Origin of the sequence: Curtobacterium sp. APC 4022 (genome assembly GCF_030407555.1) — a bacterium.
Classification (GTDB): Bacteria; Actinomycetota; Actinomycetes; order Actinomycetales; family Microbacteriaceae; genus Curtobacterium.
Window position 1 is genome coordinate 36,573 of record NZ_JASDDD010000016.1, and the last position, 12,943, is coordinate 49,515.

Here is a 12,943-nt window from a genome sequence, read left to right on the forward strand (position 1 = left end):
CAGCCGAGGCTCGGTCCGGCGGACAGATCACGCCGCCGCGACGGCACGAAGTGTCCGCCGAGCCGAGGCTCGCCCATCAGTCGCTCCGCGGCGGCTACGCGACCGCCGGCTCGGCCGGGGGCTCGGGCCGCTGCACCCGCTGGCCGACGACGGCCGAGACGCCGTCCTGCCGCATCGACACCCCGTACAGCGCGTCCGCGATCTCCATCGTCCGCTTCTGGTGCGTGATGACGATGAGCTGCGACGCCTCGCGCAGGCGGCCGAACACGGTGAGCAGGCGGCCGAGGTTGGCGTCGTCGAGGGCCGCTTCGACCTCGTCCATGATGTAGAACGGGCTCGGCCGCGCGGTGAAGATCGCCACCAGGAGCGCCACCGCCGCCAGGGACCGCTCGCCGCCGGACAGCAGCGTCAACCGGTCGATCTTCTTGCCGGCGGGCTTCACCTGCACGTCGATGCCCGTGGTGAGCATGTCGTCGGGGTTCGTCAGCGAGATCGAACCCGAACCGCCCGGGAACAGGATCGGGAACACGACGTCGAACGCCGCCTGCGTGTCCTCGAACGCCGACGCGAAGATCGTCTGCATCTTGCCGTCGAGTTCCTCGATGATCGTCAGCAGATCGGTGCGGGTCTGCTGCAGGTCCTCGAGCTGTTCGGACAGGAACGCGTGCCGCTGCTCGAGCGCCTGGAACTCCTCGAGCGCCAGCGGGTTCACCTTGCCGAGCCGGCCGAGGTCCCGCTCGGCGGCGGCCAGTCGGCGCTCCTGCTCCTCGCGGACGTAGGGGGTGGTCGGGACGGTTGCGGGATCGACGTCGGGCGCCTCGAACTCGGGCAGCGCCGGTCCGCCGGGCAGGGTCGACTCGGCGTCGACGAGCTCGGTGTCCGTGTCGGCATCGGCGTCGACGTCCGTCTCCGGGGTCGTGACCGCTGTCGTGTCCGCGGTCGTGTCGTCGCCGGTGACCGCTGCCGCCGCCCGTGCCGCTTCCCGGTGCCGTCGTGCCAGCACCCTCGGGTCGACCAGCACGTCGACCGGCACCGGGACGTCCGGCCCGTACTCCGCGACCAGGACGGACTCCCCCAGCCCGAGCTCGCTCTGCGCCCGGTCCAGGACCCCGGTGACGTGCAGCCGCTTCTCGTAGATCTCCATCTCGAGCGAGTGCACACCGTCGGTGAGGGTCTGCAACCGGTCGCGCAGCTCGCGCTCCTCGTTCCGGATCGTCTGCAGCTCGGTGTTGCGGCGGGACCGCTCGGACTCCTCCGACGCGAGCTGCACCCGTGCCTCGGCGAGGGACCGGTCGACCGCGGCCAGCACCACCGGCAGGTCCGCGAGCACCCCTTCGGCCGAGGCGATCTGGGCCCGGCGGATGACCGCGAGCCGGGCTGCTTCCTCGGCCGCGGCACGCTCGGCCTCGAGCTGCCGTTCCAGCTGGTCGGCGCGTCGGCGCTCGGCACGCGCGCGTTCCCGGGCGGTCTCGACCTGCAGCCGGTGCTCGATCTCGGCGGCCCGGGCGGCGTCGACCGCGTCCTGCGCCGCCGGTCGGGCCGACGCGTCGACGACGGGCTTCGGCCGGTCGGTGAACTGCCGGAGCGCGGTCTCCGCCTCGGCCAGCGCCGCGTCGGTCGCGGCCGTCGTGCCGTCGGTCTCGGCCAGGGCAGCACGCAGACGGTCGACCTCGGCCGCGGTGTTCTCGGCGCGGGCCCGGGCGGACGCACTGGCCCGGTCGTACTCGGCGCTCGCGCGGGCGTGCTCACGCGCGGCACGGTCGGCCTCGTCCACCGCCCGTCGTGCCGTCTCGACCGCGGTCCGTGCGGCCTGGAGGCCCGTGGCCGCCTCCTCCGCCTCGGTCACCACGGTCTGTCGTCGCGTCTCGGCGTCGTCCCGGTCGGCGACGAGCTCGATGCGGGACGTGGTCCGTGCTCCGCCGCCGGTCACCCGGGCGGCGCGGACCAGGTCGCCGGACCGCGTGACCACCGTGGCGTCGGGGGCGGCGGTGAGCACGGCCTCCAGGTCGACGTCGTCGTCCGCGACCAGCGTGTCGGCCAGCAGGGCGGTGAGGGCGGGCGGGCCCTGCACCAGGTCGAGCGCCCGGTGGACCGACGGCGGCAGCACGGCCGGCAGTCGGGAACCGGTGCCGGCGACGTCGGCGACGACCACGTCGATGCGGCCGAGGTCGGCCGAACGGGCGTGCTCGACGGCGCCGAGTGCGACCGCGCGGTCGTCGGCGAGGACGGCGTCGGCCAGGCCGTCGAGCGCCGTGGCGACGGCCGCCTCGAACCCGGGCGTCACCGTGAGGCGGTCGGCCAGGCGGCCGACGATGCCCGCACGACCGGCGTCGATGACGGCCTGGGAGCCGTCGCGCACGTCGATCGACAGCGCCAGGGCGGCGATCCGGGCGTCCAGCGCGTCCCGCTCACGCTCGAGCGTGTGCAGCCGGTCGCGGTGGGCGTCCCGGTCGGTCTGCGCGTGGTCGAGCTGCTCACGCGCGGTGGCGAGCGCCGCCGTGAGGGCGTCCTCGTCGGTGTCGAGAGCCGGGTCGCGGCCGACGTCCTCGAGCGCGGCGGCCGCCTGCTCGGCACGGGCGACGGCCTCGGTCAACGACCGCTCCCGCCGTTCCCGGTCGTTCGTGGCCGCGGAGCGCTTGGACCGGGCGACCTCCACCGCACTCGCCAGCCGCTGCCCGTCGAGGTCGTGCTGCGCGACCAGGGCGGCCTGCGCGGCGATCTGCTCGTCGAGGGCGTCGAGCGCGGCACGGGCGGCACGGACCTGCTCGGCGACGGTCGTCGTGCCGGCCTGCATGTCGCGAGCCCGGTCGTCGAGCCGGTCGGCCTCGGCACGGACACCGGCGACCCGCTCCGGGGTGATCGTCGGACCCTGCTGCGGCGCCTCGGCCTGCTGGGCCAGGAACATCAGCCGCTGGTTCGCGAGCATCGACAGGCTGCGGAGGCGCTCCTGCACGCTCTCGAGCCGGTGCACCACCGTCCGGGCGCGGTCCACGTCGTCGCCGACCATGCTCGCCTCGACCTGCTGCTGGCGCTGCCGGATCTGGTCGAGCCGCTCCTGCAGGACGCCGCGCTCGGACTTCCGGCCGGTCTCGACGGCCAGGTGGTCGCGGAGTTCGCGGCGGAGGCGCACCACGTCGTCCGCCAGGAGCCGCGCCTTCGCGTCCCGTGCGACCGCGGCGACGGACTGCGCCTTCCGGGCCACCTCGGCCTGCCGACCGAGCGGCTTCAGCTGCCGCCGGATCTCCCCCGCCAGGTCGGACAGCCGGGTGAGGTTCGTCTGCATCGCCTCGAGCTTGCGGAGCGTCTTCTCCTTGCGGCGACGGTGCTTGAGGATGCCGGCGGCCTCCTCGATGAAGCCGCGTCGGTCCTCCGGGGTGGCGTGCAGCACCTTGTCGAGCTGGCCCTGCCCGACGATGACGTGCATCTCACGACCGAGGCCGGTGTCGCTCAGCAGCTCCTGCACGTCGAGCAGCCGGCAGTTCTCGCCGTTGATGGCGTACTCGCTGCCGCCGTTGCGGAACAGCGTGCGGGCGATCGTCACCTCGGCGTACTCGATCGGCAGCAGCCCGTCCGCATTGTCGATCGTCAGCGTGACCTGTGCCCGACCGAGCGGCCCGCGGGTGGCGGTGCCGGCGAAGATGACGTCCTCCATCTTGCCGCCGCGCAGGGTCTTGGCACCCTGCTCCCCCATCACCCAGGCGAGGGCGTCGACCACGTTCGACTTGCCGGAGCCGTTCGGCCCGACGATGCACGTGACGCCGGGTTCGAACGCGAACGTCGTCGGCTGCGCGAAGGACTTGAACCCCTTGATGGTCAGGCTCTTCAGGTACATGCGGTCTCCGGGGTCCTCGGCGTCCGCGTCAGGCTAACGCAGGCGGACGCGCGGCCTCGGTTGGCACACGGGGCAACGGTGGCTGGAGCGGTTCATCCACGGCTCGCGCACGATCGGCGTGCCGCACCGCGGGCACGGCTCACCCTGCTGCCCGTACACCGCCAGGCGCTGCGAGAAGTAGCCGGACTGCCCGTTCACGTTGACGTACTGGTCGTCGAAGCTCGTGCCGCCGTCCTCCAGCGCGCGCCGCAGCACCGCTCGGACCTCGTCGAGCAGCCCGCGGAGGGTCGCACGCGGCAGCCGGTCGGCCGGGCGGTCGTGGTGGAGCTTCGCTGCCCAGAGTGACTCGTCGGCGTAGATGTTCCCGATGCCGCTGATGACACCCTGGTCGAGCAGGACCCGCTTGATGCCGCTCGACCGCTTGCGTGCCGCGGCCAGGAAGCGGTCGTCGTCGAACGCGGGGTCCAGCGGGTCGCGGGCGATGTGCGACACCTGGAACGGGATCCGGCGACGCCAGGCCGCGTCGGGGTCGATCGTGTCCACGGCGCCGGCCAGACCGGCGGGAGCGCCGTCGATCGTCGGCAGCATCCGGTCGATCGCCATCGACCCGAAGGTCCGCTGGTCGACGAACTCGAGCTGGACGGGTGTCTCCGGAGCACCGTCGCGGTCCGTGCCGGGCGGCTGGACGTCGAGGACGATGCGGCGGTGGCGGGCGGCGGGGCGGTCGCGGCCGAGCAGGATCTGGCCGCTCATGCCGAGGTGGGCGACGAGTGCCTCGGGCTGCGTGTCGTCGCTCTGCACTGCCTCGTCGCTCTGTGCTGCCTCGTCGCTCTGTGCTGCCTGGTCACTCAGCGGGAACCACATGAACTTGCCACGGCGGACGGCAGCGGCGATCGTCCGGCCGGTCAGGCGGTGCGCGAAGTCCTCGGCCGGACCGTCGTGCCGGGTGAGGGCACGCTCGTCGAGCACCTGCACGTGCAGGACCCGCGCACCGGTGACCGCGGGTTCGAGGCCCGCGCGGACGACCTCGACCTCGGGGAGTTCGGGCACCTGGTCAGGCCCCGGCGGTCCGCCCGGACAGGCGTGTCCAGGCGTCGAGCGCGGCCGACATCTCGGCGGTCTTCTTGCTCGTCCCGGTGCCGGTGGCGATGTCCTCGCCCTGCAGCACGACGGTGGCGTGGAAGGTCTTGTCGTGGTCCGGGCCGGCCTCGGTGATCCGGTAGGCCGGGTTGCCGAGCGTCAGCGCGGACGCGAGCTCCTGCAGGCTGGTCTTCGGGTCCATCGCGGCGCCGAAGCGTGCCGGATCGACGAGCAGCGGGGCGACGAGACCGAGCACCAGGTCGGTGGCGGAGTCAGCACCCGCGGACAGGTAGGTCGCACCGATCACGGCTTCGACGGTGTCGGCGAGGATCGAGGACTTGTCCCGACCACCGGTCTGCTCCTCGCCCTTGCCGAGCCGGAGGTACGCACCGAGGCCGATGTGCCGACCGATCTCCGCCAGGGCGACGGTCGACACCAGGCTCGCGCGCCGCTTGGCGAGCTCACCCTCGTCGAGCTCCGGGTAGTCCCGGAAGAGCTTGACGGTCACGGCCTGACCGAGGATGGAGTCGCCGAGGAACTCCAGCCGCTCGTTGTGCCGGATCCCGCCGTGCTCGTACGCGTACGAACGGTGGGTCAGCGCGAGCTGGAGGAGCTCGAGATCGACAGGGACCCCGAGGAGGTCACGAAGACGAACGACGTCCGGCCCCACGGGGCTGGACCCCGCGGCGCCGGACGTCGCAGTCATGAGTGCAGTCCGATCAGACGTCGGCGACCTTGCGGCCCTTGTACTCCATGTACAGGGGGGTGCCGGCCGAGTCCTCGACGACCTTCGCACGGTGCGGGAGGCTGTAGACGACCTTGCCGTTCTCGATCGTCTTCACGAGCTGGACCGGAGCGGCCTTCCACTGCGATCGACGGGCGTGCGTGTTCGCACGGGACTGCTTGCGCTTCGGAACGGCCATGGTGGTTCTCTTTCGTTTGGTCGGTGGTCAGTCGTGGATGGTGGCGGTCACTCGGCCTGGTCGGCCGGCGCCCGCTCCTCGTCCGCGGTGGTCTGGTCAGCGGCGTGGTGCCCGCTGGGGTCCTGGTGGTCGTTGCTGTCGAACTGGATCCCGCCGAGCGCCGCCCAACGGGGATCTGTGGCCGACGGGGCCGGTCGCTCACCGGCGTCCGCCAGGCGCTCACCCGTCACCGGGTCGAGTCCTGGACAGTCCGGTCGGCAGAGCGGGGTGAACGGCAGCGACAGCACCACTGCGTCTCGGACGACCGGTTCACAATCCACGTGCTCATCGTGAACCTGGTAGTCGAATTCCTCCGAGGCATCATACGCGAACAGTTCCGCGAATTCGACCTCGACGGGCTCGCTGATGTCGATGAGGCAGCGCGAGCACTCCCCCGTCGCCTCGGCCCGGGCGTGTCCGGAGACCAGGATGCCCTCGTGCAGGCCCTCGAGCTTGACGTCGAGGTGCATCTGGTCGCCCTCGCGCACGGCGATCAGCCCGGCGCCGAGCGTGCTCGGCACCGCGATGTCGAGCGAGACCTCGCGCATCTCGCCCGGCCGTTGCGCGAGTTCACGCACACGCAGGGCGTAGGGGCTGTTCACGGAGGAATACACGATCAACCAGCCTAGCGCGCCCGAGCCGAGGAGTCGAGCACCCGACGCGTGTCGGGGTGGTGCCGGTCTCAGTGCCGGGCGGCGAGTGCGCGCGCCACGACCTGCGGCACGTACGGCGTGACGTCGCCGCCCAGGCCCGAGACCTGTCGGATGAGCGAGCTCGACACGTGCGCCCGGGCAGCGTCCGGCAGCAGGAACACCGTCTCGACGCCGGCCAGGTGGCGGTTCATGATCGCCATCGGGGTCTCGTACGCCACGTCCTCGCCGGAGCGGACGCCCTTCACCAGGATCTTCGAGCCGACCTGTCGGCAGTAGTCGACCAGGAGCCCGGCGGTCCACTCCCCGACCACGACCGTGCCGGGCACGCCGACCTCGGTCAGGGACTCCTCGATGAGGCGGACCCGGTCGGCGGCGTCGAACAGCGCGGCCTTCTTGTCGGGGTTGTGGACGACGAGCACGTGGACCTCGTCGAACAGCTCCGCGGCACGGGCGATGACGTCGAGGTGCCCCAGCGTCACGGGATCGAAGGAACCGGGCACCACGGCGATCTTCGTCATGCAGGCGACCATACCGACCCGGTCCTGACCCGCTGCGGCGCCGTCCGGCTCCGTTCGGCTCCGTGCTCGATCGCCGCGTGCTCAGTTCTTGCCGAGGAACGCCGCGTCGGACTCGTCCAGTCGCCGTGCCAGGGCGTCCAGCAGCGCCGGGCTGCCGCTGAGGTCCGGGTCGCGCTCGAGGACCCGCTCGGCCTCTTCGCGGGCGTCGATGATGACGTCGGCGTGCTGCACCACCCGCAGCAGGGTGAGCGAGGACCGTCCGCCGGACTGGCGTTCACCGAGGACGTCGCCCTCGCGGCGGAGCTCCAGGTCCACCCGTGCCAGTTCGAACCCGTCGTCGGACGCCGCGACCGCGTCGACCCGCTCGCGCGACACCGTCTCGGCCTCGGCGTGGGTGACGAGCAGGCAGACGCCCGCGTACTGTCCGCGGCCGATGCGTCCGCGCAGCTGGTGCAGCTGCGAGACACCGAACCGGTCGGCGTCGAGCACCGCCATCATCGAGGCGTTCGGCACGTCGACCCCGACCTCGATCACCGTCGTGGCGACGAGCACGTCGACGGCCCCGTCGGCGAAGGACGTCATCACCCGGTCCTTCTCCTCTGCCGTCATGCGACCGTGCAGGACCTCCATCCGCCGACCGTCGAGCACCGGCATCGTGCGCATCCGCTCGGCGGTCGCCAGGACGGTCGCGGGCTTCCGCGTCGGCGTGCCCTCCGGGTCGCTGCCGTCGGCGGCGGGCTCGGGGGCGCCGTCGTCCTCGCCGTGGGCGTCGTCGATGGCGGGGCAGACGACGAACGCCTGCCGACCGTCCGCCAGTTCCTCGGCCATCCGGGTCCAGATCCGGGACTCCCACCCGGGGTGCTCGGCGAGCCCGACCGTGAAGGTCTCCACCCCGGCGCGACCGGAGGGCATGCCCTGGATGGTCGACACGTCGAGGTCGCCGAACACGGTCATCGCGACCGTGCGCGGGATCGGCGTCGCGGTCAACACCAGCACGTGCGGCGGGGTCGTGCCCTTCGTCCGCAGGGCTTCACGCTGCTCGACGCCGAACCGGTGCTGCTCGTCGACGACCACCAGACCGAGTTCGGCGAAGTCCACGCGGTCACCGAGGAGCGCGTGCGTACCGACGACGAGCCGGGAACCGCCGGAGGCCGCGGCGAGCAGTGCGCGTCGGCGTTCGTCGGTGGACTGCGACCCGGTCAGGATCACCGGTCGGAGCTCCGCGGCGAGGTCCGGGCCGAGGAACTTCACGATCGACCGGAGGTGCTGCGCCGCCAGGACCTCGGTCGGGGCGATCAGGGCCGACTGCCCGCCGGACTCCGCCACGGTGAGCATCGCCCGGATCGCCACGAGGGTCTTACCGGAACCGACCTCGCCCTGCACCAGGCGGTGCATCGGCCAGCTGCCGGCCATGTCCTGGGCGATCTCGGCACCGACCGATCGCTGGTCGTCGGTGAGCGTGAACGGCAGGGTCGCGTCGAACCGCTCGAGGATCCCGCCCGGCGCGGCGACGCGTGCCACCGAGGCCGTCGCGCGGGCCGCGATGCGACGCTGCACCAGGGCGGTCTGCAGCACGAACGCCTCGCGGTAACGCAGGGCGTCCTGCGCGCGCTTGAAGTCGGCGACCTTCTCGGGCCGGTGCAGCATCTCGAGCGCCTTCCGGAACGGCACCAGGTCGAGACGGGTCCGCACCGTGGTCGGGATCGGGTCGGCGACGTCCGGCAGGGTGTCCAGGACGATGCCCATCGCCTTCGCGATCTGCCACGACGACAGCGACGCCGTCGCCGGGTAGATCGGGATCGGCTGCCGCGACCACCGGATGGCCTCGTCCGACTCGGGGTCCGCCAGGGCACGCGGGTCGTCGCGGTCGAACAGCTCGTAGTCCGGGTGTGCCAGCTGCCGGGCACCGCGGTAGTCGCCGACCTTGCCGGCGAACACCCCGCGGGCACCCGGGACGAGGTCCTTCGTGCGCCAGCCCTGGTTGAAGAACGTCAGGGTCAGCAGGCCCTTGCCGTCCCCGATCTTCGCTTCGAGGATCGACCCGCGCCGCGCGCGCATCGTACGCTCGCGGACCTCGATCACCTCGGCGACGATCGTCACCGCTTCGCCGATCGCCAGGGAGTCCAGCGCGGTCAGCGCACCGCGTTCGGCGTAGCGCCGGGGGGCGTGCTCGAGGAACTCGCCGACGGTCCGGTGGCCGAAGGCCTTCTCGATCGCCTTCGCGGTCCGGCCGCCGAGGACGTTCGCCAGCTTCACGTCGAGCGGTGCCGGTCCCCACTGCACGTCGGGGGCTGCAGGCACGGACCCGTCGGGCGCGGAGCTGTCGGGCGTCGTCGGAGCGGAGTCGGCGCGGGAGGTGACCACAGGGCCACGGTACCCGGCACGACCGACCTGCCACGGGCCTCCCGGACGCCTGTGGAGAACGTCGGAGGGGCACCGGCTGCCCGCTACGGTGGCTGTATGACCCGCATCATCGCCGGTGCCGCCGGCTCCACGACGCTCCGGGTGCCGAAGTCCGGCACCCGGCCGACGAGCGACCGCGTGCGCGAAGCGCTCTTCTCGTCGCTCGAGTCGCGCGGGCTGATCGACGACACCTCGGTCGCCGACCTGTACGCGGGGACCGGTGCCCTGGGCCTCGAAGCGGCCTCGCGGGGTGCGGTCGAGGTGTCGCTCGTCGATCGGGCGGCACCCGCTGCGGCCGCCTGTCGTGAGAACGCGAAGGCGGTGCAGAAGCGTGTGCCGGGCGTCCGGGTCGCGGTGCACGCGCAGCCGGCCCTCGGCTACCTCCGCACCACGGCGAAGACGTTCGACCTGGTGTTCATCGACCCGCCGTACGAGGTCCCGGAGTCCGAGCTGACCGACGTCCTCGACGCCCTGGTGTCCCGACTGACGCCCGAAGCGGTCGTCGTCGTCGAACGGGGCACCCGCTCGCCGGAACCGACGTGGCCGGCCGGTCTGACGCCGTTCAGCAAGCGGTCCTGGGGCGACACCGTCGCGTGGGAAGCCCTGGCGGACGCCGCGGGCTGACCCGGTCAGACCGCGGGCTGAGCCGGCTCCACAGCGCGCTGCTGCTGCCGGACGTGCGGCGCGCTCAGCCTGCCGCGCCGTCCCAGTCGGCGTAGGGGTCCCAGCCCGTCGTCGGGACCGCGTCCCCGCCACGCACCAGGTCGACGCCGTGGTCCGCCGCGCGTGCGCGGACGACCCCGATCCGGCGGAACCCACCGGGCAGGCTCGCGCCGGGCCGGAACGTCGCCAGCAGCCCGTGGTCCTCGCCGCCGTGCAGCGCGACCGGGTCCAGTGCCGGTTCGACGTCGAGCTCCAGCGTCACCCCGCTCGCCCGCGCCAGCCGGCCGGCATCGATCGCCAGACCGTCGGACAGGTCGAGCATCGCGGTCGCTCCGGCTGCGGCGGCGAGCGGCCCGTCGGCGATCGGCGGCACCGGACGGCGCTGCCGGCCCACGTCGGGGTCGGTGTCCGCCCCGCTCGCCCGGACCCGGGCGGCGTCCGGCTCACCGGCGTCGTCGACCCCGTCGCGGAACAGGCGGGCGAGCCCCCGTGCGGCCGGCCCGAGCTCGCCCGAGACCGCCAGGACGTCACCCGGCTGCGCGCCCGAGCGGACGACGGGAGCACGGCCACCGAGGTCGCCGAACGCCGTCACGGTCAGCGAGAACGTCGCCGAGGTCGACAGGTCGCCGCCGACGACCCCGATGCCGGGTGCCAGGGCCTCGATCGCGAGTCGGAAGCCGTCGGCGATGCCCTCGAGCACGGTCACCGGCGTCTCCTGCGGGGCGGCCATCGCGACGACGAGGCCCGAGGGCACCGCGCCCATCGCGGCGACGTCGGAGAGGTTCGTGACGGCGGCCTTCCAGCCGACGTCCTCCGGCGAGGACCAGGCCCACCGGAAGTCCGGGCCGTGCACCATCATGTCCGTCGTCACGACGAAGCGTCCGTCGGGAGCGGCGACGACGGCGCAGTCGTCACCGGGGCCGAGCAGCGGCGAGCCGGACGGGAGGCGCCGGGTCACGCGGGCGAGCACGGCCAGTTCGCCGAGTGCCCCGACCGTCGCGTCTGCTGCTGTAAGGGGCCGGGTGCCGGGGTCCTGCTCGTCGGTCGCGTCCACACCAGAACGGTAGCCTGGACGCCGATGGACACCGCACCCCGCCGCCCCCGGATCGTCACCCGTCGCCCTCGGACGGTCACCCGTCGGCGCAGTGCCGTCGCGGGTCTCGTCCTGGCCGCGGCCGTCGTCGTGGGACTGACCGGGTGCACGAACGCCGTCGCGATGCAGGCCGCTCCCTCCGCGAACGCGGCCGCCTGCGCCGGAGCGCAGGTCCGACTCCCCGCGACGGTGAACAGCACGCTGCCGCTCCGCAACACCTCGGCGCAGGCGACCGCTGCGTGGGGGTCCCCCGCCGCCGTGCTCTACCACTGCGGTGTCGCCGTGCCGACGGTCTCCGACCTGCCGTGCTTCGCGCAGGGCTCGGTCGACTGGATCCGCGACGACCGCGGACAGAACGTCGTCTACACGACCTTCGGCCGCTCGCCCGCGGTGCAGGTCGTCATCGACACGAAGCGCGCGACGCCGGACGCTCTGCAGGACCTCGGCGACGCGGTGTCGACGCTGCCGAAGGACGGGCACCGCTGCCTCGATCCGCAGGACGTCGGATAGAGCGCTGCTCCGCCGGACGTCGGCCAGAGCGCTGGGCGCCCGCGGACGTCGGCCAGAGCGCTGGGCGCTCGGCGCCCGCAGAGATCAGCGGACCGCGACCCGCCCCAGCTCGATGAGCTCGGCGACCAGGTCCGGGTAGGCCATGCCCGACGCCGCCCAGCAGCGCGGGTACATCGAGAACGGCGTGAAGCCGGGCATCGTGTTGACCTCGTTGACCACGAAGCCGTCGTCGGTGAGGAAGCAGTCGACCCGTGCCAGTCCGGCGCCGCCGATCGCCTCGAACGCCCGGGCACCGATCGACCGGATCTCGTCGGTCTCGGACTCGGTGAGTGGGGCCGGGCAGAGCAGCTGCTCGTCACCACCCAGGTACTTGGCGCTGAAGTCGTAGAAGCCGTCCTCGGCGACGACGATCTCGCCGGGCAGACTCGTGCGCGGGGTGCCGTCACGGCCCTCCAGGACGGCGACCTCGACCTCGCGCCCGATCACGCGGGGCTCGACGATGACCTTGTTGTCGTGCTCGAAGGCCAGGTCCATCGCGGCACCGAGCTGTGCGGGGTCGTCGACGCGCGAGACGCCCATGCTCGAGCCGGCGCGGGCGGGCTTGACGAAGAGCGGGAAGCCGTGTGCGGCGACCGACTCGGCGACGTCCACCGGATCGGACTGCCACTGCCGACGGAGCACGGTCGTCCAGGGCGCGACGCGCAGGCCGGCGTGTTCGAGGACGGCCTTCGCGACGTGCTTGTCCATCGCAAGGGCACTGGCGAGCACGCCGTCGCCGACGTAGGGCAGGCCGGCGGTCTCCAGCAGGCCCTGGATCGTGCCGTCCTCGCCGAACGGACCGTGCAGGATCGGGAACACCACGTCGACCGAGCCGAGGGACTCCACCGAGCCGTCGGGCAGTTCCACGAACAGTTCGCGGGAGTCACCGGAGACCGGGAAGCGCACGCGGGTGCCGTTGTCCGGCACGGTGGGCAGCTCCTGGCCGCGGAGCGCCCAGTCCGACGGGTCGTCCGCCTGCAGGGTGAATGCGCCGTCCTTCGTGATGCCGATGGGCAGCAGGTCGTACCGGTCGCGGTCGACGACGTCCATGATCCCGCCGGCGGTCACGCAGCTGATCTCGTGCTCGCTCGACCGTCCGCCGAAGAGCACCGCGACGGTGGTCCGCTCGTCGGTCTCCGGGGCGAGCTCGGCGTCGGTCGGTTCGGGTGCGGGCGCGGTGCTGCTCATGG

Annotated in this window: 11 protein-coding genes; 2 read left to right on the forward strand and 9 right to left on the reverse strand. The window is 72.9% G+C overall.

Going from position 1 to position 12,943, the window contains the following annotated elements; all coding sequences use genetic code 11:
- Positions 1-94: 94 nt before the first annotated feature.
- From QL987_RS07360 to QL987_RS07390, 7 genes are all read right to left on the reverse strand, one after another.
- The gene (locus QL987_RS07360) at positions 95-3,832 is read right to left on the reverse strand and encodes an AAA family ATPase (RefSeq protein WP_290156961.1); all 3,738 of its coding nucleotides are present in this window, start codon (positions 3,830-3,832) and stop codon (positions 95-97) included.
- A gap of 33 nt (positions 3,833-3,865) precedes the next feature.
- A complete protein-coding gene (gene mutM, locus QL987_RS07365; protein WP_290156962.1) occupies positions 3,866-4,882 on the reverse strand; it encodes a bifunctional DNA-formamidopyrimidine glycosylase/DNA-(apurinic or apyrimidinic site) lyase in 1,017 nt (338 codons plus the stop codon).
- A gap of 4 nt (positions 4,883-4,886) precedes the next feature.
- Entirely contained in the window at positions 4,887-5,618 is a 732-nt protein-coding gene (gene rnc / locus QL987_RS07370) for a ribonuclease III (RefSeq protein ID WP_111075599.1), read from the reverse strand.
- A 13-nt stretch (positions 5,619-5,631) separates the two neighbouring features.
- Entirely contained in the window at positions 5,632-5,835 is a 204-nt protein-coding gene (gene rpmF / locus QL987_RS07375; protein ID WP_110902027.1) for a 50S ribosomal protein L32, read from the reverse strand.
- Between the two features lie 47 nt (positions 5,836-5,882).
- On the reverse strand, positions 5,883-6,488 hold the full coding sequence (locus tag QL987_RS07380; RefSeq protein WP_356840250.1) for a DUF177 domain-containing protein: 606 nt from the start codon (positions 6,486-6,488) through the stop codon (positions 5,883-5,885).
- Between the two features lie 68 nt (positions 6,489-6,556).
- Positions 6,557-7,045 (reverse strand): pantetheine-phosphate adenylyltransferase, encoded by a 489-nt coding sequence (gene coaD / locus QL987_RS07385; RefSeq protein ID WP_290156963.1) that lies wholly within the window; start codon positions 7,043-7,045, stop codon positions 6,557-6,559.
- An 81-nt stretch (positions 7,046-7,126) separates the two neighbouring features.
- Positions 7,127-9,328, reverse strand: a complete 2,202-nt coding sequence (locus QL987_RS07390) for an ATP-dependent DNA helicase RecG (protein ID WP_290156979.1) — start codon at positions 9,326-9,328, stop codon at positions 7,127-7,129.
- 177 nt (positions 9,329-9,505) lie between these two features.
- On the opposite strand from QL987_RS07390, the gene QL987_RS07395 reads away from it, so the two are divergent.
- The gene (locus QL987_RS07395) at positions 9,506-10,072 is read left to right on the forward strand and encodes an RsmD family RNA methyltransferase (RefSeq protein WP_111075601.1); all 567 of its coding nucleotides are present in this window, start codon (positions 9,506-9,508) and stop codon (positions 10,070-10,072) included.
- 64 nt (positions 10,073-10,136) lie between these two features.
- On the opposite strand, the gene thiL is transcribed toward QL987_RS07395, so the two are convergent.
- Positions 10,137-11,165, reverse strand: a complete 1,029-nt coding sequence (gene thiL, locus QL987_RS07400; protein WP_290156964.1) for a thiamine-phosphate kinase — start codon at positions 11,163-11,165, stop codon at positions 10,137-10,139.
- 24 nt (positions 11,166-11,189) lie between these two features.
- Here thiL and QL987_RS07405 point away from each other — a divergent pair, with 24 nt between their 5' ends.
- Positions 11,190-11,714, forward strand: a complete 525-nt coding sequence (locus QL987_RS07405) for a DUF3515 domain-containing protein (protein WP_111075602.1) — start codon at positions 11,190-11,192, stop codon at positions 11,712-11,714.
- 84 nt (positions 11,715-11,798) lie between these two features.
- Here QL987_RS07405 and QL987_RS07410 read toward each other — a convergent pair whose 3' ends face one another.
- Complete coding sequence (locus tag QL987_RS07410) at positions 11,799-12,941, reverse strand: D-alanine--D-alanine ligase family protein (RefSeq protein ID WP_290156966.1); 1,143 nt, start codon at positions 12,939-12,941, stop codon at positions 11,799-11,801.
- Positions 12,942-12,943: the final 2 nt, after the last annotated feature.

Bases quoted from the DNA above. Each gene is read 5' to 3' on its own strand.
- QL987_RS07360 (WP_290156961.1), bottom strand. From the start codon at position 3,832: ATGTACCTGAAGAGCCTGACCATCAAGGGGTTCAAGTCCTTCGCGCAG.
- rnc (WP_111075599.1), bottom strand. From the start codon at position 5,618: ATGACTGCGACGTCCGGCGCCGCGGGGTCCAGCCCCGTGGGGCCGGAC.
- rpmF (WP_110902027.1), bottom strand. From the start codon at position 5,835: ATGGCCGTTCCGAAGCGCAAGCAGTCCCGTGCGAACACGCACGCCCGT.
- coaD (WP_290156963.1), bottom strand. From the start codon at position 7,045: ATGACGAAGATCGCCGTGGTGCCCGGTTCCTTCGATCCCGTGACGCTG.
- QL987_RS07395 (WP_111075601.1), top strand. From the start codon at position 9,506: ATGACCCGCATCATCGCCGGTGCCGCCGGCTCCACGACGCTCCGGGTG.
- QL987_RS07405 (WP_111075602.1), top strand. From the start codon at position 11,190: ATGGACACCGCACCCCGCCGCCCCCGGATCGTCACCCGTCGCCCTCGG.
- QL987_RS07410 (WP_290156966.1), bottom strand. From the start codon at position 12,941: ATGAGCAGCACCGCGCCCGCACCCGAACCGACCGACGCCGAGCTCGCC.